We start from the raw sequence: 21,437 nt of genomic DNA on the forward strand, positions 1-21,437 counted from the left end.
TTTTTGTTTATACAGGAGAAAGACAATGACTCCGGCTATCAATCTTGCCAAGAAAAAGAAAGTTCCTCATACCATCCACGAATATCAGCACGATCCACGAGCGACAAGCTATGGTTTGGAAGCGGCAGAAGTGCTTGGGCAAGATCCAAAAAAAGTCTTTAAAACATTACTGTTTTGCTTAAATGGCGAAGCAAAAAACTTGGCGGTAGCGATCATCCCCGTTGATCAAAAACTCAATCTAAAATTGGCAGCGAAAGCCGCTAATGGCAAAAAAGCCGATATGGCCGATCCTGAAATCGCGCAAAAAACCACAGGCTATGTCGTGGGCGGCATTAGTCCGCTCGGGCAAAAGAAAGCTCTGCCCACCTTTCTCCATATCAGTGCAGAGCAACAAGAGACCATTTGTGTCAGTGCTGGTAAGCGTGGCTTAGAGATTGAGCTAGCACCCAAAGATTTACTAATGCTCACTCGAGGGCATTTTGCTGAACTCTGTTTAGAGGCTTAAGTTCTTTGAGGGGTAAAATAGAATACGTTTGACCAACAAAAAGGACGCTCGTTCGAGCGTCCTTTTCAATGCTTGCGAGTAATATTATTTCTTAAGAGTCAAAGTGCCGCCCGTGCGTTTGACGGGTTTTGCTGCGTTGGGATTGTCATAGCGTTTTGCTTTTCCAGCTTGCTCTGGGCGCTTTGTTTTTTCAAAACGCGGTTTATCGCCATCCTGCTGCTTTCTTTGCTGCGCTTTTTTTGAATTGGGTGCATGGCGAAACTCATCGGCATTGTTGCCTTTGAAGGTGCGCTGTTTTTGGTTGCGACGTGCAGTAGAGGTTTGATTTTCCTCGCGGCTGTCAAACAGCTTAGCATCAGTGGCTTTACGAATACGGCGGCCTTTGGCGTCAACGCGAGAGGCTTCTTCAGTGCCAACCGAGCCTTCACACATCGCAAGGATTTCCGTCACCTCATCGTCTGTGAGATAACGCCACTTACCGTTCGGAATGCCGTCGAGTGAAATGTTCATAATGCGCACACGACGCAGTTTAAACACTTCATAGCCGAGTGCTTCACACATACGGCGGATCTGGCGGTTCAAGCCTTGAGTTAAAACAATACGGAAGGAGAACTTGGTTTCCTGTGTGACTTTGCACGGCAAGGTTACGGTATCGAGAATATTCACACCGCTCGACATTGCTTTAATAAATTCAGGCGTAATGGGTTTATCCACTCGCACCACATACTCTTTTTCGTGGTGGTTACCCGCACGGAGAATCTTATTAACAATATCCCCATCATTGGTTAGGAAAATCAGACCGTCTGAAGGTTTGTCCAATCGACCAATTGGGAAAATGCGCTTCTTATGCCCAATAAAATCAACGATATTGCCCGGAATGTTGCGTTCAGTGGTACAGGTAATGCCGGTGGGTTTATTCAGTGCGATGTAGACCGGTTTTTCCTTTGCAGCAACGGGTTTTCCATCGACACAAACGTCGTCACCAGGCAAGACCTTGGTGCCCATTTCTGGCTGTTTGCCATTGATGGTGACGCGACCTTGCTCGATAAGTTTATCGGCTTCGCGGCGTGAGCAAAAACCAGTTTCACTGATGTATTTATTAAGGCGTTTAGCGTTATCTTGGGACATGTTGTTCTCTCTTAACGTTTCACAACGGCGTTGTATCGATCACTCCCTTACTGGTTGTAAGGGAAATTAGGGCGTGCATTCTAGCACTGAATAAATGTTAGCCTAAGCGTTTTTGATGACGTTCTCGATTCTCGAGTTTTTTGTCGGCACTTTTCTGCAACAAAACGTAGAGAGCGCCAGTTCCGCCATGAAAACGCTGCGCACTGTGGCAACATTGCACTTCTTTAATCTGCATTAACCATGTCGTGACAAAACTCTTCATCTTGGCGGGGGGAGCGGATAGCTCGCCTCGACCATGAGCGATCACGACGGTGCGAATGTCCATTTTCATGCATTGTTTGAGGAAGCGTACAAGTTCATCTCGTGCTTCTTTGAGCGATTTCTTATGCAGGTCTAGCCTAGCTTGGATGGGGTACTTGCCTAAACGCAATTTACGATAGACACCATCTTGTACGCCATCTCTTTTAAACTCAACCATGTCATCTGGCTTGAGCATTTCAGCGTGATCAAGACTGAGGTGTTCCGGATTATCCTCGGTGAGCCAAATCGCCGCTTCGCGCCGCGCCAATTGTGATTCACTGACTTGGTGTTTTTTCTTGTGCTCAGCAGTGTCATGAGTGATGGGCTTTACATCCCCCATCATTTGTTGGAAAAGTTCGAAATCATCGTCGTGAGACATAACGGCATCTCAAAGCTTGATTAATGGTTGCAGGAGTATACCAACGGTTGGAGGAAAACGATCAATCCAGAGAATAAAAAACCGGAACAGGCAGAAAACCCATTCCGGTGCAAAGCGTTTCTATAAAAGATTATAGAGCTTGGCGATATCTAGTGAGGAGATTTGTCATTCATGACCTTGTAAACGATGAAACCGCCGTAAAACAGCATTAGACCTAGTGCACCAAATATGACAATCATTGAAGAAAGTCCTACCGCATTACCGAATAGCAAATCGAGCCAAAAGTCCATGGTTTCCTCCAAAGTGTGAAGACAGGGTAAAGTTAAAAGCTGGTGCTATTTTGCACACTGATCTGGATCAATTGTGTTGCATAAGTTAACGACATGTTTTTATTGGTGTGTTTCTGCTCACATTTTATGTGCTACTGGTGGCGGAATAAGCAAACGGATAAATTATTACAAAAAAACTGCGCTTAGCTCTTGCGTCGTCAGCCAGAATCCGTAATATACGCATCCGTTGACGGAACAAAGCTTCTGTGAAACATCTCGGTGAATAGCGCAGCTTGGTAGCGCATCTGGTTTGGGACCAGAGGGTCGGGGGTTCGAATCCCTCTTCACCGACCACTTTTAGAAAGCCTGCATTTATCGCAGGCTTTCGTCGTTTTTGGGTGAGGCAAAGTTTGTTTGCTGATGTCGAACCTCGTGGGGTTCGCCTGACGTTAGAATATGGCTCTTCACCGACTACTTTTAGAAAGCCTGCTTTTATAGCAGGCTTTCATCGTTTTGGGGTGAGGCAAAGTTTGTTTGCTGATGTCGAACCTTGTATGAGACAGCCAAAATTAGAACTGACATTGCGCTGGCTGGCTTTGGGTCAGTTGCTCGGCTTTAAAACCGGATTGCTCGAGTAGCGCAATGAGATTCTCTTTGCCTACCAGATGCAACGCACCGACCACCACCGCATAATGACCGGGCTCCTCTTGAGCAAGTTGAGAGAGCTTTTGCACCCAATCGTGATTTCTATCCGTCAGCATGGCTTTTTCCAACTCAGGGGAGATCTCTGACAGGTTAGCGAACTCCACCAATTTTTGTTTGTCGCCTTTTTGCCAGCTCTCAACCAAACAAGAGAGTAACTGCTCACTTTCACTAAACTCTGACAGCGCACTAGTCAGCAATTCTTTGCCATCTTGAGGTGTTTTGGTGAGTAGATCGATTTGAAATTGCGCACTTTCCAACGGATGAAGAGGGACACCATGTTGATGCGCTTTTTGAATGAGATAGCTATCCACGCCAAGTTCTGAGTGGTACCCCAGTTTTTGAACTTGAGCCATTTGGATAGTTAAGGCACTTGCCCACGGCGGAGCAAGCATCAATTGTTGATAGGGCAAGCCGAGCTCATTGGCGATTTGTTGCAGCTGCTGTTTCTGTTCATCGGTGAGGACTTGCTGGCTGACATAGCGTTGAGGTGGATAAGTCACTTGATTCAATTGCGATAAATCGGCTTCCACAATGAGAGCTTGGCTGTTAGCGATGGCGTTTTCTATCTCATTGGGTAGCGGGTACAGTGCATCGCTTCCTACATGAATCGAGCCTAATATCCTGAATTCCGTTTTACCTTTGGTGGCTTTCCACACTAATGGTTCGGCAAGTGCCGTGGGAACGAGAGTGGCAATCGCAATAATAAGGGTAACGAGCTTGAGCATGTTTTACTTCCTGAAAAATGTTCCGGCAAATTTGTTGATTTGATAAAAATGACGAGCGTTAACGGAGCTAAAAGTGCGATCAAATACTCAATTTCAACGTCAAATTCTGATGATTTAAATTTTAAAGCACGTCGCTATTGTGGGAAATTTCTTTCAATAGTGTCCATTGTGTCGGTGTTTTTGTGATCTGTGTTTGATAAAAAGTCGTCAAAAATGAAATTACGAATTTAACGTCTCTTTTAACTTATTGAAATTTAAGTTTTTATATTTTCCATTTTCGATCGCAGTTTGAAGTAGATCACTTCTCCTGCTTATTAATTTCACGCTTAGAAAAAACTCGCTGTATGTTGAGTGCATTGGTAAGTAACAGCCGTTTTGGCTGGATTGGTTTTCTAAGTTTTAGGGTAAGTAAGATGTTGAAACAAACTTTAATTGCTGCGTCGGTTATCGCTTCTTTAGCGGGTTGCTCTACATTACAAAGTGATGAGCAACGTGTCGTCAATTCATTAGCGGATAATTTGGATATTCAATACCAAGTTATGACAAATCACGGTGCGAACGAGGGGCTAGCCTGTGGTGATATGGGGGCCGAGTGGGCTTCTTGTAACCGAGTGAATATGACGCTGGTGAATCAAGGTGATGCCGTCAATGCCAAAGATTGGGCCATTTACTTTCACAGCATCCGTCTGATTTTAGATGTGGAAAATGACCAATTTAAAATCTCTCGTGTAACAGGTGACCTACACAAATTAGAACCGACGGATAAATTTGATGGTTTTGCCGCAGGTGAAGAAGTCGTACTGCCTCTGATTGGTGAATACTGGACGTTGTTTGAAACCGATTTCATGCCAGGTGCTTTCGTCACTGCGCCAAACGCAGAGCCAAAGATGATTGCCTCTCTAAACACGGAAGATGTGGCATCTTTCGTGGCTGGTCTTGAAGGTAACAACCTAAAACGTACGCCAGATGACAACAACGTCTTTGCGAGTGCTGTGTCTCGCTTCGAGAAGAACGAAGACCTAGCAAAACAAGATGTATCAACTACGCTGCTACCGACGCCACTGTTTGTGGAAGCAGGCAAGGGCACTATTGATATCGCGGCGGGTATTGCGCTGCCTAAAGACGCATTCGATGCAGCTCAATTTGCAGCAATTCAAGAACGTGCAGAAGTGGTTGGTGTGAATGTTCGCGGTGATGTTCCGGTTAGCATCACGGTTGTTCCAGCGGACTTCACTGGTGAGTTAGCAAAATCGGGTGCTTACGAGATGAGCATCCAAGGCGACGGTATTGCGATTAAAGCGTTTGACCAAGCAGGCGCTTTCTACGCAGTGCAATCTATCTTTGGCCTGATAGACAGCCAACATGCTAATTCTCTACCACAACTGTCGATCAAAGATGCGCCTCGTTTTGATTACCGTGGCGTAATGGTGGATGTGGCTCGTAACTTCCACTCTAAAGACGCCATTCTTGCGACGCTAGACCAAATGGCGGCGTATAAGATGAACAAACTTCATCTTCATCTAACGGATGATGAAGGTTGGCGTTTGGAAATCCCTGGTCTGCCTGAGTTGACAGAAGTGGGTGCTAATCGTTGTTTCGACGTTGAAGAGAAAAGCTGTTTACTGCCTCAGCTTGGCTCGGGTCCAACGTCAGACAACTTTGGTTCTGGCTACTTCAGCAAAGCAGACTACGTGGAAATCCTGAAGTACGCGAAAGCACGTAACATCGAAGTGATTCCAGAAATCGACATGCCAGCCCACGCTCGTGCCGCAGTTGTATCGATGGAGGCACGTTACGATCGTCTTATGGCCGAAGGAAAAGAAGCACAAGCGAACGAATTCCGCCTGATGGATCCTCAAGATACATCGAACGTGACGACGGTTCAGTTCTACGATAAGCAAAGCTTTATCAACCCATGTATGGAATCGTCAACGCGCTTTGTTGATAAAGTGATTTCAGAAGTGGCAGCAATGCACGCAGAAGCAGGCGCACCGCTAACAACATGGCACTTCGGTGGTGACGAAGCGAAGAACATCAAGCTAGGCGCGGGTTTCCAAGATGTTAACGCGCAAGACAAAGTAAGCTGGAAAGGCACGATTGACCTGTCTAAGCAAGACAAGCCATTTGCCCAGTCGCCACAATGTCAGACGCTCATTACCGATGGCACAGTCAGTGACTTCGGTCATCTGCCTAGCCACTTTGCAGAGCAAGTGTCGAAGATTGTGGCCGAGAAGGGCATTCCAAACTTCCAAGCGTGGCAAGATGGCTTGAAGTACAGCGAAGGTGAGAACGCGTTCGCAACAGAAAATACTCGCGTAAACTTCTGGGACGTTCTGTACTGGGGCGGTACATCTTCAGTGTACGAGTGGTCTAAGAAAGGTTACGACGTGATCGTGTCTAACCCAGACTACGTTTACATGGACATGCCATACGAAGTGGACCCGAAAGAGCGTGGTTACTACTGGGCAACACGTGCAACGGATACGCGTAAGATGTTTGGCTTTGCGCCAGAGAACATGCCGCAAAACGCTGAAACCTCTCTAGACCGTGATGGCAATGGCTTTACGGGCAAAGGTGAAGTCGAAGCGAAACCTTTCTACGGCCTATCAGCACAGCTTTGGTCTGAGACAGTACGTAACGACGAGCAATACGAGTACATGGTATTCCCTCGCGTACTCGCCGCCGCTGAGCGTGCATGGCACCGCGCGGATTGGGAAAACGACTACAAAGTGGGCGTTGAATACTCGCAAAACTCTAACCTAGTAGACAAAGCAGCACTAAACCAAGACTACAACCGCTTTGCCAACGTACTTGGTCAACGTGAACTGGCGAAACTGGAAAAATCAGGCATCGACTACCGCCTACCTGTACCGGGTGCGAAAGTCGAAGAGGGTAAGCTAGCTATGAACGTTCAGTTCCCTGGCGTCACGCTTCAATACTCGCTAGACGGCAAAAACTGGCTGACGTACGCGGATGATGCTCGTCCAACCGTAGAAGGTGAAGTCTTTATCCGTTCTGTGTCTGCGACAGGCGAGAAAGCAAGCCGAGTAACAAGCGTGAAGTAATGCTTAGCGCGTAAAGAAAGAAAAACCCAGCTCAGCTGGGTTTTTCTCTTTATCGTTCAATCGCTATTTTTGATTGCCTTCATGGCGGCGATACTCAAACACTTGGCCTTGTTCGTTAAAGGCATACACAGAGTAGCTGTCTTTTTTGTCGCCATATTCCATGCCCGGAGAGCCCATTGGCATGCCCGGAACCGCAAGACCTTTCGCATTGCGTGGTGGGTTTTCTAAGAACGCTTTGATGTCTTCTGCAGGAATATGCCCTTCAAAAACGAAGCCATTGATTTCTGCCGTGTGACAAGAGTAAAGCTGATCGTTTTTCAAACCGAGTCTCTGTTTGACGGTGTTCATGTCTTCATGAAGCTCTTCTTTAACGGTGAAACCATTCTCTTCCATGTGTTTGGTCCACTCGCCACAGCATCCACAGTAAGGCGATTTATGGTTGATGACATCCGCTGCCAAAACGTTTGCTGACAGACCTGTCAGCAGCATAAGAGTAAGTGTTTTAAGTTTCATAGTGACCCCTAAGAGCGTGTTGTCGTTTTAAATAAGCGTAGTCGATTGGCGTTGCTGACCACGGTAATGGAAGAGAGTGCCATGGCTGCACCAGCCACCACAGGACTCAAAAGAAAACCGGATACAGGATACAGTACGCCAGCTGCCACCGGAATACCCAAAGAGTTGTAAATAAAGGCACCAAAGAGATTTTGCTTCATGTTTTTCACTGTCGCTTTGGACAGTTCAATGGCGTTGAGAACGGCAAGTGGTGATGAGTTGAGCAGCGTCATCTGTGCGCTTTCAATCGCTACATCACTGCCGCTGCCCATTGCAATGCCAATATCGGCCAAGGCTAACGCTGGCGCGTCATTAATGCCGTCACCGACCATGGCGACTTTGCGACCTTGCGATTGAAGGCGTTCAATATGGCTCGCTTTCTCATCGGGCAGCACTTGCGCGATGACTTCATCGATACCCAACTCTTGAGCAATGGCGTTGGCCACGCTTTGGTTGTCACCCGTCAGCATTACGGTGTGGATGCCTTCTCTCTTCAAGGCTTGGATAGCTTGTTTAGAATCGCTCTTGATTGGGTCTGAAATGGCGATCATGCCGATTAAACGCTGGTTAAGCACGGCAGCGACTGGCGTCCACGCGTTTTGCGCACATTCGTCAATCGCCTCAGTGGCGACGCTCAAATCAAATTGCTGTGCTTGTAAGTGATTTAATGACACCACCAATAGTTCATCCCCCGCCATGACGGCGCGAACCCCTTTGCCTCGCATATTTTCAAACTGGCTCACTTCAAGCGCAGGTGCTTTGTGTTGCTGGGCATCTGCCACAATCGCTTTGGCGAGTGGATGCTCTGATTGCTGTTCGGCACTCAACAGTAGTGAACGTAAATGCTGCTGATCGTAGTCAAAGGTATAGAGCGCTTGGACTTTGGGTGCCCCTTGGGTCAAGGTGCCGGTTTTGTCGAATACCACGGTGTCGATTTTGCTGGCCGATTGCAGCACATCCGCATCTCGGATCAAAATGCCCATTTCGGCTGCTTTGCCAACCCCCACCGTCACCGACAATGGGGTTGCAAGGCCGAGTGCGCAGGGGCACGCGATGATCAGTACGGTGGTGGTGACCACTAACATGTAACTGGCTTTTGGCTCAGGGCCAACGAAAAACCAAATTGCCGCAGAGAAAAGGGCAATGGCCACGACAACAGGCACGAAGACCGATGAAATCTGATCCGCCAGTTTGGCGATAGCGGGCTTACTGCTTTGCGCCTGACGCACCATACGGATAATACGAGCCAGCATGGTATCAGCACCGATCCCAGTTGCTTGAATAATTAAGCTGCCGTCATTATTTAGCGTGCCAGCAGAAACGTTGTCTTGCGCTTGTTTGAAAACCGGAACGGGTTCACCTGTGAGCATGGATTCGTCGAGATACGACTCGCCAGAAATCACCAAACCATCAACGGGGATTTTTTCTCCCGGCTTGATGCGCAGTTTCATCCCCACTTGAATCTGTTTAACGGCGATGGTTTGCTCGCCTTGGTCGGTGATCAAACTTGCGGTTTGAGGCTGAAGGTTGATCAGCGATTGCAGCGATTGGGTTGTACGCGCTTTGGCTTTCGCTTCGATATAGTGTCCTAGTGAAATCAAGCCGACAATCATCGCGCTGGCTTCAAAATAAACGTGACGTGAGGCTTGCGGAAACCAACTCGGAAATAAAACCACCAACATCGAGTAGAGCCAAGCTGCTCCAGTCCCTAAGGCAACTAGCGTATCCATAGTGGCGCGTTTGTGCGTCAATGCTTGCCACGCATTAGTAAAGAAGCTTCTTCCCGCGGTAGCAAGCAACAATAGGCAGACTAAGCCGACAATTCCCCATGCGATCTGATCTTGAGTGTTTGCGATACTCATGCTGCCACCTAATACCCCCCACAACATCAGTGGAGCACCAAGGGCTATTCCTGCGAAAGCGCTGACTTTGTGTTTTCGCTGCGCTTGCATCATTTGTTCACTTTGCTTTTGTTGTGTCAGTTCAGCGTCGAGCACCACTTCCGCCTGATAACCCGATTGTTTGACGGCGGCAAGCAATGCGTCCGTTAAGTCCGCTCTGCTTGAGCGTGTAAACACGAGTGCGCTTTGCTCTGCAAGATTGACTTGCGCTTTGTCAATTCCTTCGACAGAAAGCAGCGCTTTTTCGACCGACGAAACGCAACTTGCACAGGTCATGCCTTGAATCAGTAACGGTATGCTTTCCTGAAGTTCCGGTGAGGTGATCGCCTCTGTGGATAAGAGAGAGGAGTCAGCGTCGAGTGGGGGTTCACTTTGCGGCAATGGTAAAGAAGTCACTGCGCTCGCTTGCGCTACCTCTGTTGTTGCGGCATCCCCAGGTAGGGCTTGGTAGCCAATAGAAGCAATAAGCTCAATGACCGCTTGTTCACTCAAGCTGGTGGTGATAGCAAGTTCTGTTTTACTCACGGTGAAGCGAATCACCTCGCTGTGCTCACTGAGTAAGGCGTTCACTTTATTGACGCAGCGACCACAGTTAAGCCCTTGAAGCTGGAAGTGATAATTATGACCTGCATGATAACCAAGCTTTTCTATCGTCTCAGCAATCTCGACCAGAGTGGACGGGGTTTGTAAGCTGATTTCGTTGGGAGAAAGCGTTTGAATCGTGACACTGTGCTCGGCATGCAGTGCTTTCTTGACCTTACGAGCGCAACCCATGCAGTTGAGGCCAGAGAGCGCAAGGGTAAATTGGTTCATCTTTTTATCTCCCACGAAATAATGTGGCAATAAAGATAAACCTTACCGCCGGGGGAAGGTCAAGCATTGGTTCGTGCAATCAATTACGTCAAAATGGCTTTGCCGTACCGATATTTCGCCTTATTTCCTTGCGAGGCACTTCAATCTTTTTTCTTTGGAAATATAAAGTTCCGTCAATTGAGATAAAAGTTGCGTGAGTCGCTTCACGATACGGCAACATATTTGCCGCCACGTCGCAATAAAAAACTAAATTTGACGTTTTTTATATTTTTTGTTTGAAGTTAAGTGTTTGTTTTTAATGTTTTTATATTAATTTTTATTGGTTGATTTTGAAGTGGCTCAGGTTGTTGGTGTCGCCATTTTTTAAAGAAAAAAAAGTCTGAGATATTTGCCCCGTCCAAACATGACTGGTGAGCTTGGTTCTATGTCCTAGGGAAGTAAGCAAGCCAAGGAAAACTAAAAAGATATAGGGGTTAAACATGTCTTACCTAAAGAAAAGCTTATTAGCAACAGCAGTGACTGGCCTAATGTTCAGTGGTGCAGCATTTGCAGAAGGTGCGAACAGCGATGCAGCAAAAAACTATTTAACTAAAGACTCTTTTGCATACGAAGTATACGGTGTAATTGCGATGCAGGCCGCTTACCGCGATTACGATTCTGGTGACGCAAAAACAGATGACAACCTAGGTGGCATGCAGTTCAACAACGAATCGCGCATTGGTTTCCGCGGTAAGAAGAACTTTGCTAACTTCGGGCCAACGTTCATTTGGCAAATTGAAGGTGGCTATGTAGACCCAAGCTTCGGCGGTGAAGGTGCTGGCCTTGGTGAACGTGATACATTCGTTGGTTTTGAAAGTGAATCAATGGGCCAAGTCCGTGTTGGTCGCGTATTGACTCCGCTTTACGAAGTGGTTGACTGGCCAGGATCGAACCCAGGTCTAGGTGATGTATACGACTGGGGTGGCGCTATCGGTGGTGCTAAGTACCAAGATCGCCAATCTAACACCATCCGTTGGGACTCTCCAATGTACGGCGAAGCATTCTCTCTAGATGTGGCAGCTGGCGCTGGTGACAAGGCTGGCCTTGGTGAAGGCGACGATTTCTGGGCTGGCTTAGCGGCACACTACAAAATTGGTCCAATCCAATTAGACGCGGCGTACGAAGGTAACCGCAATATTGTTGCTGAAGGTCAAACTTGGGACAACGATACTTACCTAGTGGGCGTTCAAGGTTGGTTTGAAAACGGCATTTCTTTCTTCGCTCAATACAAGATGATGGAAGCAAGTGCTAACAACGGTGTTGACGAGAAGCAAAATGCAATGACTGCAGGCTTGATGTACACCACGGGTGACTGGCAGTACAAATTGGGCTACGCGGCTAACTTTGAGCTAGAGCGTAACGGCAAAACAATCAACAACACAGATGACAACGTAATTTCTGCACAAGTTATGTACTTTGTTGACCCATCTGCAGTACTGTACGCTCGTGCTCGTACTCTAGACTTTGGTGACGGCGCAGAAGCACTTGATGGTTCAGGCGCTCGCTGGAAGTCAGCAGATTACACTGAATTCTCAGTGGGTGTTGAATACTACTTCTAACTCGTTAGAAATCAAGAAAGGGCGGCAACGCCCTTTCTTCGTTGATAAGTGGAACTGAAATATGAAAAAAATGATGATTCTGAGTGCGCTAGCACTATTTAGCAGCTCACTGTTCGCTGCCAACCTGACGCTGCAGAAGGAAATTACGCCACAAATCGTCAATGGTGAAGGCGTGACGCTTCAAGAAGTGCATAATGGCAATCGCATCGAATTAAAACCGGGCCACAATCAGATTGCGGTGACGATTGGACAAATTGTTTTTGAAGATGGTAAACGCCGCAAATTTGATTCACAACCATTATTGCTTGAGTTTGTCGCCAAGCCAGAACAAGCGCTGACACTAGAGTATGGCAAGTTCCGTACGATTGACGACGCGAAAAAATTTGAAAACAACCCAACGGTGCATTTGACGGATGCTCAAGGAAATCCGGTCGCATTTACCATGGTTCAGCTCTATAAAGGTGGCCTGCAAGGGTTTCGTGATTACGAACGAGAAGTCGCAGATTACAACGCGCAGAAAGCACAAAAGGCGGACAGCGCACCACTCGTTAATCACGATCCAAAAGCAATGGATCTTAAAACTGCATTTAAAGAAATGACTCGACAAGAGCAGCAAGCCTTTATGCAATGGGCAATGCAAAACTTAAAATAGTTTTCGTCTTTCCTTCGTTTAACAAGCGAAAAATCGAATTCCACCCTCAATGTGATAAACGCATTGAGGGTATGTGTTTTTGGGATAGCCTGCGCGATTTTCTCTGGTTGTAGATTCGTTCGATGATGGTAAAATGTCGCCACTTTTGTCCTTGAACTCGCAGTGCTTGAAATAGAGGCTGTATTTTATCCCTAAGGAATTCTGATGACGGTTAAAACTCGTTTTGCTCCTAGCCCAACTGGCTACCTACACGTTGGTGGTGCTCGTACAGCACTTTACTCTTGGTTATACGCGAAAAGCCAAGGTGGTGAGTTCGTTCTACGTATCGAAGATACTGACTTAGAACGCAATTCTCAGGAAGCGGTAGATGCCATTCTTGAAGGTATGCAGTGGCTAGGTTTGGAATGGAACGAAGGTCCTTATTTCCAAACTCAGCGTTTTGACCGTTACAACGAGATGGTTGACAAGCTGCTTGCGGAAGACAAAGCGTACAAATGTTACGCATCAAAAGAGCTGCTTGATGAAGTTCGTGCAGAGCAAGAAGCTAACAAAGAAATGCCTCGCTACGACGCTGAGCATCCAAAAATCAAAGCGGCAAATGAAGCGGCAAAAGATGGCGATCCATGCGTGATTCGTTTCCGTAACCCGAAAGAGGGTAGCGTGGTATTCGAAGATCAAATCCGTGGTCGTATCGAAATCAGCAACAGCCAAATGGATGATCTCATCATCCGTCGCACTGACGGCTCACCAACCTACAACTTCTGTGTGGTGGTTGACGACTGGGATATGGGCATTACGCACGTTATTCGTGGCGAAGACCATATCAACAACACGCCTCGTCAAATCAACATCTATGAAGCATTAGGCGCGCCAGTCCCTACGTTTGCGCATTGTGCCATGATTCTAGGTGATGACGGTGCGAAACTGTCTAAGCGTCATGGTGCGGTATCAGTGATGCAATACCGCGATATGGGTTACTTGCCAGTGGCATTGAACAACTACCTCGTGCGCCTTGGTTGGTCTCACGGCGACCAAGAAATTTTCTCTCAAGAAGAGATGATCAACCTATTTAGCTTGAATGCTATCTCAAAGTCAGCGTCTGCGTTTAATACCGATAAGCTGCTTTGGTTGAATAACCACTACATCAAAACATCGGATCCTAAGTATGTGGCAGAACACCTGCAATGGCACTTGGATCAAAAGGACATCAAGACAGAAAATGGTCCAGCCATCACTGACGTGATCAAACTGGTTGGTGAGCGTTGCAATACGTTGGTTGAGTTGGCCGATCAAATTGGTTACTTCTACCAAGATTTTGACGCATTTGATGCAGATGCAGCGAAAAAACACTTACGTGGTGTGGCGAAGCAGCCGCTAGAAGTCGCACTGGCTAAAGTGGAAGCCCTTACTGAGTGGACAACAGAAAACCTACACCAAGTGATTGCCGATGTATGTACTGATCTTGAAATCGGTATGGGCAAAATCGGTATGCCTCTGCGTGTTGCTGTTACTGGTGGCGGTCAGTCTCCTTCTGTGGATGCGGTGATGCAGCTCATCGGTAAAGAGCGTGTTGTTGCGCGTATTAAGATGGCGTTGGCGTTTATTGCAGAGCGTGAAGCAAACGCATAATTGGCCAGCGAGAATCACAAAACCGCAGCTCAGTGCTGCGGTTTTTTTTGGCTTTGCTTGAGTGCGAAAAAGAGCACGCGTTATTTGAGACCGATGCTGTTCAATCGGCCCATAAAGGTGAGGATCTCTAAATTCTCTTTGTGCGCTTCCAATAGCGCTTTTTTGGTCTGTGAGTAGGCGGCAAGTTTGCCGTATTTGCTGATGGAACGAACGACGGTTTTGTATTTGTATTCGCCTTTGTCATTCATCACACGCCATTTGGCAATGTAGCAGGTATCTCGGTTGTTAGGATCCGCCAGAGTAGGGTTGGGTTTGTGTACGATCTTTGGTTCTAAACTATGAGGCAGACGAGTCATTAAGTACGGATCTTTCATTAGGCGTCGCCAGAATTTCCCCCACATCTCTCTCCCTAGTTCATTACGCATTTTAATCGCTTTTTGTAGCGCTTTCTTTTCCCCAAGTTTTACAAATCCAATCGAACGATGCAGCACTTTATCGTCAGGTGTATGGATATGAATTTTAAAGGCAGTTTTGCCTTTTGAAATAAAACGATGCCCAGTGTTAGTTATCAGATTGCTCTTAGTCATAACAGTAACTAATAATTTTATTAATATGGGTTAGAGTAAGAAAATATTAGTAATAATTAAAGTAGCAAAATGAAAAGTTGCCCATTTTTTTCTGAACAATAGGAAAGTACTGGACGAAAAAAAGCCAAGCGTCGTTGACGCTTGGCTTGAGTAAGATGGCGCTCCCAACAGGATTTGAACCTGTGACCTGCCCCTTAGGAGGGGGCCGCGCTATCCAGCTGTGCCATGGGAGCAGGCTTATTATCTTACGGAAATAGACACAAATGTTAAGCCTTAACTTTTGATATTAAAGCGGTTTGTGCATTACGTCGCCAATCTGGATACTGGAGGCTAAGTTCGGTTGATCCACCGTCAACTCGGCTTCGTTTTCATAAACTCGAGAAACCGTTAAGGTAATTTCGCTTTGAGATACTTTATTGCGTGGCAAGCCATACTGATCAATAAACGAAGCCGTGTGCCAAAGTTGCAACCTGTCGCCTTCGCGCACACCATGAACTCGGCCGAGATCCATCGTGACGGTATTGCCAAAAACAGCCACAACTTCTGGCAAGGTGATCTTGCACGACACTTCCGATTCCATATCTAACATGATGTTACGGCTGACTCGCAGCATCATCTCACCATAGGTTGAAGCCCAGAAGCGCGCACTGCGAGTGTCAATTTGGCTGGTTTTTGCAAACGGCCACTTCGCCACTTCACGGTAGCTTCTTGAATACACTTCATTACCCGTTTTGCCATCGTACACCTGCATTTCGAGGGCAAACTGGCGATTGATCACGTCATCCACCAGTAATTTCGATTCGATCGTCGCGGTTAAGTCGGTGATGACACCACCGATGATGTATTGAGCACCTGTGTCTTGGGCAATCATCTTGATACGCTCGGGGTTGCGTCGATCAATATCGTAATCAGTGGTGCCGACCGAAACAAAACTTCTTGATTCCTGATCAAACTGTCGGTTAATGACGTGGCTGAAATCATCCCCCACTTTGTAGATTTGCCCCATCACCGCTTGTTGGGGGGAGGCAACATCGATATTGCCAACCAAAATGGTCTTTTTATATTGGCTAACGTGGCAACCTGTTGCCGATGGATAAATATCAATTCTGGCACGTACTTCGACCTTATTCCCTTTGGAACGTTGAGACTGAACTAGGATGTAGCGGACTTCGTGGTTAGTGAATTGATACTCTGTGCGGCTCTCTTCAAGAAATGGGCGAAGATTACTGAGGCTGCCGATATCTGCCCCAGAAAAGTTGACGGCTTTATATAACGCGTCCTCTAAGGCGTGAACTCTTGCCACTTCTTCAGATGAAACAATGGTGGCAACTCCCGTCGCTTCATACCATGCGGCATGAGCATTCAGAGAAATGAGTGTCATCCAAATTGTTGAAAATAGGCCAAAAGTGATTTTTTTCATTGTGGATTTCCCAAGTGGGTATAGATATTGCTTTGCATTTATCAGCTGTATATGGATGTCGCTTTTAACTTGTTGCAGAGATACAAAAGCAAAGACTGTTCCAAGATTGTAAACCAGTCGGAAAACAAAAGCAGTCTTAATGGACATCTGAGATTATCTGGAGATTAACCCCATGAAAAAATGGATTGTTGTAGCGTCCGTCATGGCTTTGAGTTCATGCGCCTACTCGCCGATTTACAACGGTAAAGAACCGTACTCGGGCAGCCAATTTATGCTGATGGAAAGCCCGCGTCATACTATGGACTTCTTTGTCGAGAGCCTGACGGAAGATCTGATTCTGTCAAATACCAGTGTGTCTGCTCGCACGCCGATTGCCGTCACCTCGTTTGTTGATTTGCAGAACATGGATTCAACCAACTGGCTTGGAAATTCCGTGTCTGAAGGCTTTATTTACCAACTTCAGCGTCGTGGCTTCAAAGTCGTGGATTTCAAAACCACGGGATCAATTCAAGTGACGCAACAAGGCGATTTTGCTTTGAGCCGTGATTGGAAAGATCTCGCACAAGAACAAGAAATCCAATATGTACTAACAGGGACCATGCTACGACAAGAAGGCGGCGTGTTAGTCAACGCTCGCGTTGTGGGGATGCAAACTCGAGTGGTAGTGGCTTCAGCTCAAGGCTTCTTACCTGCTGAACGCATTGGCCGCGACTTGGATACATTGAACAGCATTCGCACTCAAGATGGGGTGATCATTCGTTCAGATCCGACCATTCGTCAACCATATACCGTGATCCTGCGTCCATAGGGGGAGCTATGAAAAAGTATCTTATCGCTTTCGTTATGCTCCTTATAGTGGGATGCCAACCGCTGCAACAGATGCGTCAAGACGATATGCTGGTTGCCGTGGGGTATGCCAGTATTAGTGAACAAACAGGCCGCACAGATGAAGAAAAACGCGTTCGTGCTATGCGTGCTTCTAAAATTGATGCGTATCGTGAACTTGCCGAGCAGGTTTATGGTATGCGAGTGAGTGGCAGAGCGCATTTGGAAGATCAACGTTTGGGTGTTGAAAATACTTCCGGTGCGGTTGATGGTGTGATCCGTGGTGCAGAAGTGGTGCGTAGTTACCCTGTGGGCGACAGCTATGTAACTGAACTGCGTTTAGATATCCGTAAGATGGATAAGCTGCGTGACTACGGTGAAGTTCAGCAGATCCCTGAAAAAAGGCAGCAAACACTTTTCTAATCTCTTTCAGTTTTCCAGATAATCAGAATCAAGCGGCCACGGTTGGCCGCTTTTCTTTTATTCGTTTTTAGCGCAGCGTTCGTGATTTTTTGATGGATGTTATCGAAGGATAAAAAGGAGGATTCGATTTAGTATTGCATGAGAAAAGGGGCATTGGGTTTGGATTAATACCCAAAAAAGGTGCTATTCGGTGTGATTACGCTTTGATATTCGTACCAAGGGTAGAAATGGTATGCGTTTTACCACCGGCATTATAGGTCATGCCTATTTTTCCGTGGCTATGTTGCAGCATATTATTGAGTTTGTTGAAGCTAGATTGAGCGCGCGTAAGCGCTTCGCCGTTGATTTGGTTGATTTGTTGGCAATCAAGAATAATAGATTGAATACTGGCAACCGTTTCTCTTAAGTAAGTATCTTCGGTAAGTTGATTGACATGCGGGTGAGAGGCAATTCGCTGGTCAGTTTGTTGTAAACGACCAATGAGCGTCATCTTTTCTTTGGCAATTTTCTCAATATCTGCTGAAACACGGCTAGCAATGATCTTGCTTTCCTTTTCTAACACAATAGAGAGAGCTTTAGCATTTTCAAACTGGAAATTTACTAAATCAACTAAAGCAGCCATAACTACTACCTACCTAGACCTTATGCTTTAACGCGGTCTGCCAGTTCGTTTTCAAATTTCATCATGTTATCTGCAAGCTTTTCAGGATCGACACGATAAGAACCGTTTGCGATCGCTTCTTTGATCGCGGCGACTTTAGCGGCATCGAATGCTGGCTTAGACGCCATTTCCTGATGAAGCTGCTCGATATCACGACTTTGTTGACTCAAAGAGACTGCATCTTGCCCGACGTTGCTTTTTTTCGCTTCGTTACGGGTATCAGATACCGAATTTGAATCGGCACGCGCAGGACCACGACTGTTTGTCGTCATGATTTGACCTGAACGTATGTTATCGATACTTGCCATATATAAACCTTACCTACACAGTACGGGATTTGTACTCTCAGTATCGACCACGTTAGCCAATACTTTAGAAAAAATTTCCATTTTCTTTCTAGCAGGATTCGGGCCTAAAACTTAGACGAGCCCCGATAGGAAGCATGAGGAACATGTTAAAACGAAACAGTCACTTCAGCAATGCCGGTCACAATTCCTTCGATTATACGCTGAGACTTGTCATTTTTCACCCGAACTTGTTCCCCTGTTGCGCCATCTTGCAATGAGGTGCCTTGAGTTGTGATTGTCATCCCATCCTTTGTTGCTTTTATCACCACTTTTTCATTGCGGCATACAACACAGATGTCTCCTCGTTCCACTACATCGCCAGGACGCAAAACGCGTTTTACTTTCGCCCCAACGACTTGATTGATGTCGGAATACCCTTCTTTGCGAAAGCGTTGCAACTCTATCAAATTGGTACTCACATCTGAGAAGGAGATGATTTCTCCCCGGCTAAGGGAGCGATTTGCCGTTACAAGGGAAACGGCAATCGACAGTCTCACAGGAACATAGATCTGCCATTCATCTGGTGGACATTCCACAAGAACATTAATATTACTTCGAGTGCTATTGGTTGAATTGGAACTTGTTACCAAAGCAATCGGGCAATCGGTCGCTTTTATTCTACTATCTATATTAGCGGCACTGACAGTCAACTGGCCTCCCAGTGGGGCCTCCACATTGGCTAAAATGTGTTCTTCTGCAGCTAACTGTATCTGTTTTATTTGATTTTCTGTCGCGCCATGTGCAAAAAAACTAAACAAAGTTAGCAAAATGCCGATAGACTTAGCGTAACTTTTATAGAAAGCTCTACACTTATAGATGGTAAATGAAGATAAATAAGTATTAGAATACGCCATTCTGTTTCTCTGGTGTTATGCAGCTGTAATTAGATTATCACTTTTAATCAAAAAGTTTGAGATGGAGATGAGCTTATGACGGGGATTCTTGATTCAGTGAATCAGCGGACGCAACTCGTAGGTCAAAATAGACTTGAGTTGCTGACCTTTCGTTTAATGGGCCGACAACGTTATGGTATTAACGTATTTAAAGTCAAAGAAGTGCTACAGTGCCCTAAGCTTACTTCAATGCCTAATCTGCACCCACTGGTAAAAGGTGTTGCTCATATTCGTGGCCATACCGTGTCGGTGATTGACCTAAGCCTAGCAATTGGCGGACGTCCAACTCAAGATATCGATAAATGTTTTGTGGTTATCGCAGAGTTCAACCGTTCCATTCAGGCGTTCCTGGTAACTTCTGTTGAGCGTATTATTAATATGCATTGGGAGGCTATCTTGCCACCACCAGATGGTGCTGGTAAAGCGAACTACCTAACCGCAGTAACCAACATTGACAATGAGTTAGTTGAAATTCTCGACGTTGAGAAAATTTTGGCTGAAATCGCGCCAGTGGATGAAACGATGGATTCTTCTATTGGTGAAGAAATTGCCAAGGTGGAAACTGAAAAAGCGATCGTACGTCGCATCTTGATTGCTGACGACTCAACCGTTGCTCGTAAACAGGTAGAGCGCGCCATTACCAATATTGGTTTTGAATGCGTGGCGGTTAAAGATGGTAAAGAGGCTTACGAGAAGCTGCTTGAAATGGCCGCAGATGGCCCGATTAGAGATCAGATTTCTCTTGTGATTTCGGATATCGAAATGCCTGAGATGGATGGTTATACTTTAACGGCGGAAATTCGCCGCCATGCAGAGCTAAAAGATCTGTATGTGATCCTGCACTCCTCTCTCAGTGGTGTCTTTAACCAAGCCATGGTTGAACGAGTCGGCGCAAATGCGTTTATCGCGAAGTTCAATCCAGACGAATTGGGTAATGCAGTGAAAACTGCACTAACAAACTAATAAAGAGACGTTAATGACTGCTATTACAATCAGTGACCAAGAGTATCGAGACTTTAGCCGTTTTCTAGAGTCCCAGTGCGGCATCGTATTGGGTGACAGTAAGCAGTATTTGGTCCGTAGCCGTCTCAGTCCATTGGTCACCAAATTCAAACTAGCTTCACTCTCAGATCTTCTAAGAGATGTGGTCACTGGCCGCAATCGCGAACTTCGAGTGGCAGCAGTCGATGCAATGACGACAAACGAAACCTTGTGGTTTCGTGATACCTATCCTTTTACCGTGTTGGCAGAAAAGCTTTTGCCTGAGGTAGCGGCAAGCCGTCGCCCTATTAAAATTTGGTCAGCGGCAAGTTCTTCAGGTCAAGAACCTTATTCGATGGCAATGACGGTGCTAGAGACTCAACAACGCAAGCCTGGCATGTTGACTAGCGTGTCAATCACCGCGACAGACATTTCTAGCAGTATGTTGGATATGTGCCGCGCTGGTGTGTATGACAACCTTGCCCTAGGACGTGGTCTTTCTCCTGAGCGACGTCGCACGTTTTTTGAAGACGCAGGCGATGGCCGTATGAAAGTCAAAGACAACGTAAAGCGTTTGGTGAACTTTAGGCCACAAAACTTGATGGATAGCTATGCGTTACTGGGTAAATTTGACATCATTTTCTGCCGAAATGTATTGATTTACTTTTCACCAGATATGAAATCAAAAGTGCTCAATCAGATGGCGAACAGCTTGAACCCAGGTGGTTACTTACTGTTAGGGGCATCAGAGTCTCTAACCGGATTGACAGACCGTTTCGAAATGGTTCGTTGTAATCCAGGTATCATCTACAAGTTGAAGTAACTTGCAAAGCAACAGACAAAACTCAAACAGCTCGACATTCTCGAGCTGTTTTTTTATATCTAGTTTGCTAGTTTGCTAGTTTGCTAGTTTGCTAGTTTGCTAGTTTGCTAGTTTGCTAGTTTGCTAGTTTTCTAGTTTTCTAGTTTTCTAGTTTTCTAGTTTTCTAGTTTTCTAGTTTTCTAGTTTGCTAGTTTGCTAGTTTGCTAGTTTGCTAGTTTGCTAGTTTGCTAGTTTGCTAGTTTGCTAGTTTGCTAGT

The 21,437-nt window shown here is 46.1% G+C and carries 20 protein-coding genes and 2 tRNA genes; 10 read left to right on the forward strand and 12 right to left on the reverse strand.

Annotated elements, in window-relative coordinates:
• The first annotated feature begins 25 nt into the window (after nucleotides 1-25).
• Nucleotides 26-505 (forward strand): Cys-tRNA(Pro) deacylase, encoded by a 480-nt coding sequence (gene ybaK, locus PQQ36_RS20840; RefSeq protein ID WP_013572267.1) that lies wholly within the window; start codon nucleotides 26-28, stop codon nucleotides 503-505.
• An 84-nt stretch (nucleotides 506-589) separates the two neighbouring features.
• On the opposite strand, the gene rluF is transcribed toward ybaK, so the two are convergent.
• The 3 genes from rluF to PQQ36_RS20855 form a co-directional block, all read right to left on the reverse strand.
• Complete coding sequence (gene rluF, locus PQQ36_RS20845; protein ID WP_013572266.1) at nucleotides 590-1,633, reverse strand: 23S rRNA pseudouridine(2604) synthase RluF; 1,044 nt, start codon at nucleotides 1,631-1,633, stop codon at nucleotides 590-592.
• A gap of 97 nt (nucleotides 1,634-1,730) precedes the next feature.
• Complete coding sequence (smrA, locus tag PQQ36_RS20850; RefSeq protein ID WP_013572265.1) at nucleotides 1,731-2,312, reverse strand: DNA endonuclease SmrA; 582 nt, start codon at nucleotides 2,310-2,312, stop codon at nucleotides 1,731-1,733.
• Nucleotides 2,313-2,461: 149 nt separating this feature from the next.
• Nucleotides 2,462-2,602 (reverse strand): DUF3149 domain-containing protein, encoded by a 141-nt coding sequence (locus tag PQQ36_RS20855; protein WP_011078358.1) that lies wholly within the window; start codon nucleotides 2,600-2,602, stop codon nucleotides 2,462-2,464.
• A 256-nt stretch (nucleotides 2,603-2,858) separates the two neighbouring features.
• Between PQQ36_RS20855 and PQQ36_RS20860 the strand changes: the two genes are divergently transcribed.
• Nucleotides 2,859-2,935 (forward strand) — tRNA-Pro (locus PQQ36_RS20860).
• A 215-nt stretch (nucleotides 2,936-3,150) separates the two neighbouring features.
• On the opposite strand, the gene PQQ36_RS20865 is transcribed toward PQQ36_RS20860, so the two are convergent.
• Nucleotides 3,151-4,011 (reverse strand): TraB/GumN family protein, encoded by an 861-nt coding sequence (locus PQQ36_RS20865; protein ID WP_013572264.1) that lies wholly within the window; start codon nucleotides 4,009-4,011, stop codon nucleotides 3,151-3,153.
• A 413-nt stretch (nucleotides 4,012-4,424) separates the two neighbouring features.
• Between PQQ36_RS20865 and PQQ36_RS20870 the strand changes: the two genes are divergently transcribed.
• Nucleotides 4,425-7,076 (forward strand): beta-N-acetylhexosaminidase, encoded by a 2,652-nt coding sequence (locus tag PQQ36_RS20870; RefSeq protein ID WP_013572263.1) that lies wholly within the window; start codon nucleotides 4,425-4,427, stop codon nucleotides 7,074-7,076.
• A gap of 63 nt (nucleotides 7,077-7,139) precedes the next feature.
• Here the strand turns inward: PQQ36_RS20870 and PQQ36_RS20875 are convergent, their stop codons facing one another.
• A complete protein-coding gene (locus PQQ36_RS20875) occupies nucleotides 7,140-7,589 on the reverse strand; it encodes a DUF411 domain-containing protein (RefSeq protein ID WP_013572262.1) in 450 nt (149 codons plus the stop codon).
• Nucleotides 7,590-7,597: 8 nt separating this feature from the next.
• Nucleotides 7,598-10,342, reverse strand: coding sequence for a cation transporter (locus PQQ36_RS20880; RefSeq protein WP_013572261.1), 2,745 nt, complete (start codon nucleotides 10,340-10,342; stop codon nucleotides 7,598-7,600).
• Between the two features lie 479 nt (nucleotides 10,343-10,821).
• Here PQQ36_RS20880 and chiP point away from each other — a divergent pair, with 479 nt between their 5' ends.
• From chiP to gltX, 3 genes are all read left to right on the forward strand, one after another.
• Nucleotides 10,822-11,940 carry a chitoporin gene (gene chiP, locus PQQ36_RS20885; protein ID WP_011149739.1) on the forward strand — a complete coding sequence of 373 codons (1,119 nt, stop codon included), beginning with the start codon at nucleotides 10,822-10,824 and terminating at the stop codon, nucleotides 11,938-11,940.
• Between the two features lie 61 nt (nucleotides 11,941-12,001).
• Nucleotides 12,002-12,592, forward strand: coding sequence for a YccT family protein (locus PQQ36_RS20890; protein WP_011149740.1), 591 nt, complete (start codon nucleotides 12,002-12,004; stop codon nucleotides 12,590-12,592).
• A 204-nt stretch (nucleotides 12,593-12,796) separates the two neighbouring features.
• Entirely contained in the window at nucleotides 12,797-14,221 is a 1,425-nt protein-coding gene (gene gltX / locus PQQ36_RS20895; protein ID WP_011149741.1) for a glutamate--tRNA ligase, read from the forward strand.
• Between the two features lie 80 nt (nucleotides 14,222-14,301).
• On the opposite strand, the gene PQQ36_RS20900 is transcribed toward gltX, so the two are convergent.
• The 3 genes from PQQ36_RS20900 to PQQ36_RS20910 form a co-directional block, all read right to left on the reverse strand.
• A complete protein-coding gene (locus tag PQQ36_RS20900; RefSeq protein WP_011078350.1) occupies nucleotides 14,302-14,808 on the reverse strand; it encodes a hypothetical protein in 507 nt (168 codons plus the stop codon).
• 156 nt (nucleotides 14,809-14,964) lie between these two features.
• Nucleotides 14,965-15,041 (reverse strand) — tRNA-Arg (locus tag PQQ36_RS20905).
• Nucleotides 15,042-15,094: 53 nt separating this feature from the next.
• Nucleotides 15,095-16,228, reverse strand: a complete 1,134-nt coding sequence (locus PQQ36_RS20910; RefSeq protein ID WP_013572259.1) for a flagellar assembly protein FlgT — start codon at nucleotides 16,226-16,228, stop codon at nucleotides 15,095-15,097.
• A 172-nt stretch (nucleotides 16,229-16,400) separates the two neighbouring features.
• On the opposite strand from PQQ36_RS20910, the gene PQQ36_RS20915 reads away from it, so the two are divergent.
• Both PQQ36_RS20915 and flgP read left to right on the forward strand, forming a co-directional pair.
• Complete coding sequence (locus PQQ36_RS20915) at nucleotides 16,401-17,036, forward strand: FlgO family outer membrane protein (RefSeq protein WP_011078348.1); 636 nt, start codon at nucleotides 16,401-16,403, stop codon at nucleotides 17,034-17,036.
• A gap of 8 nt (nucleotides 17,037-17,044) precedes the next feature.
• Nucleotides 17,045-17,476, forward strand: a complete 432-nt coding sequence (gene flgP / locus PQQ36_RS20920) for a flagellar assembly lipoprotein FlgP (RefSeq protein ID WP_011149744.1) — start codon at nucleotides 17,045-17,047, stop codon at nucleotides 17,474-17,476.
• Between the two features lie 196 nt (nucleotides 17,477-17,672).
• On the opposite strand, the gene PQQ36_RS20925 is transcribed toward flgP, so the two are convergent.
• The 3 genes from PQQ36_RS20925 to flgA form a co-directional block, all read right to left on the reverse strand.
• Nucleotides 17,673-18,098 (reverse strand): flagella synthesis protein FlgN, encoded by a 426-nt coding sequence (locus PQQ36_RS20925; RefSeq protein WP_011078346.1) that lies wholly within the window; start codon nucleotides 18,096-18,098, stop codon nucleotides 17,673-17,675.
• A gap of 20 nt (nucleotides 18,099-18,118) precedes the next feature.
• Complete coding sequence (gene flgM / locus PQQ36_RS20930; protein ID WP_011078345.1) at nucleotides 18,119-18,445, reverse strand: flagellar biosynthesis anti-sigma factor FlgM; 327 nt, start codon at nucleotides 18,443-18,445, stop codon at nucleotides 18,119-18,121.
• A 146-nt stretch (nucleotides 18,446-18,591) separates the two neighbouring features.
• The gene (flgA, locus tag PQQ36_RS20935) at nucleotides 18,592-19,338 is read right to left on the reverse strand and encodes a flagellar basal body P-ring formation chaperone FlgA (RefSeq protein ID WP_011149745.1); all 747 of its coding nucleotides are present in this window, start codon (nucleotides 19,336-19,338) and stop codon (nucleotides 18,592-18,594) included.
• A 75-nt stretch (nucleotides 19,339-19,413) separates the two neighbouring features.
• On the opposite strand from flgA, the gene PQQ36_RS20940 reads away from it, so the two are divergent.
• Nucleotides 19,414-20,340 (forward strand): chemotaxis protein CheV, encoded by a 927-nt coding sequence (locus tag PQQ36_RS20940; protein WP_011078343.1) that lies wholly within the window; start codon nucleotides 19,414-19,416, stop codon nucleotides 20,338-20,340.
• Nucleotides 20,341-20,353: 13 nt separating this feature from the next.
• Complete coding sequence (locus PQQ36_RS20945; protein WP_011149746.1) at nucleotides 20,354-21,181, forward strand: protein-glutamate O-methyltransferase; 828 nt, start codon at nucleotides 20,354-20,356, stop codon at nucleotides 21,179-21,181.
• The last annotated feature ends 256 nt before the right edge of the window (nucleotides 21,182-21,437 follow it).

The sequence above is a fragment of the Vibrio sp. CCUG 15886 genome (assembly GCF_028570825.1).
Taxonomy (GTDB): Bacteria; Pseudomonadota; Gammaproteobacteria; order Enterobacterales; family Vibrionaceae; genus Vibrio; species Vibrio vulnificus_B.

Coding starts and splice junctions, on each gene's coding strand:
- flgP (WP_011149744.1), top strand. CDS start 17,045: ATGAAAAAGTATCTTATCGCTTTCGTTATGCTCCTTATAGTGGGATGC.
- PQQ36_RS20865 (WP_013572264.1), bottom strand. CDS start 4,011: ATGCTCAAGCTCGTTACCCTTATTATTGCGATTGCCACTCTCGTTCCC.
- flgM (WP_011078345.1), bottom strand. CDS start 18,445: ATGGCAAGTATCGATAACATACGTTCAGGTCAAATCATGACGACAAAC.
- rluF (WP_013572266.1), bottom strand. CDS start 1,633: ATGTCCCAAGATAACGCTAAACGCCTTAATAAATACATCAGTGAAACT.
- gltX (WP_011149741.1), top strand. CDS start 12,797: ATGACGGTTAAAACTCGTTTTGCTCCTAGCCCAACTGGCTACCTACAC.
- PQQ36_RS20870 (WP_013572263.1), top strand. CDS start 4,425: ATGTTGAAACAAACTTTAATTGCTGCGTCGGTTATCGCTTCTTTAGCG.
- smrA (WP_013572265.1), bottom strand. CDS start 2,312: ATGTCTCACGACGATGATTTCGAACTTTTCCAACAAATGATGGGGGAT.
- PQQ36_RS20915 (WP_011078348.1), top strand. CDS start 16,401: ATGAAAAAATGGATTGTTGTAGCGTCCGTCATGGCTTTGAGTTCATGC.
- chiP (WP_011149739.1), top strand. CDS start 10,822: ATGTCTTACCTAAAGAAAAGCTTATTAGCAACAGCAGTGACTGGCCTA.
- ybaK (WP_013572267.1), top strand. CDS start 26: ATGACTCCGGCTATCAATCTTGCCAAGAAAAAGAAAGTTCCTCATACC.
- PQQ36_RS20875 (WP_013572262.1), bottom strand. CDS start 7,589: ATGAAACTTAAAACACTTACTCTTATGCTGCTGACAGGTCTGTCAGCA.
- PQQ36_RS20880 (WP_013572261.1), bottom strand. CDS start 10,342: ATGAACCAATTTACCCTTGCGCTCTCTGGCCTCAACTGCATGGGTTGC.
- PQQ36_RS20945 (WP_011149746.1), top strand. CDS start 20,354: ATGACTGCTATTACAATCAGTGACCAAGAGTATCGAGACTTTAGCCGT.
- PQQ36_RS20855 (WP_011078358.1), bottom strand. CDS start 2,602: ATGGACTTTTGGCTCGATTTGCTATTCGGTAATGCGGTAGGACTTTCT.
- PQQ36_RS20900 (WP_011078350.1), bottom strand. CDS start 14,808: ATGACTAAGAGCAATCTGATAACTAACACTGGGCATCGTTTTATTTCA.
- PQQ36_RS20890 (WP_011149740.1), top strand. CDS start 12,002: ATGAAAAAAATGATGATTCTGAGTGCGCTAGCACTATTTAGCAGCTCA.
- PQQ36_RS20925 (WP_011078346.1), bottom strand. CDS start 18,098: ATGGCTGCTTTAGTTGATTTAGTAAATTTCCAGTTTGAAAATGCTAAA.
- flgA (WP_011149745.1), bottom strand. CDS start 19,338: ATGGCGTATTCTAATACTTATTTATCTTCATTTACCATCTATAAGTGT.
- PQQ36_RS20910 (WP_013572259.1), bottom strand. CDS start 16,228: ATGAAAAAAATCACTTTTGGCCTATTTTCAACAATTTGGATGACACTC.
- PQQ36_RS20940 (WP_011078343.1), top strand. CDS start 19,414: ATGACGGGGATTCTTGATTCAGTGAATCAGCGGACGCAACTCGTAGGT.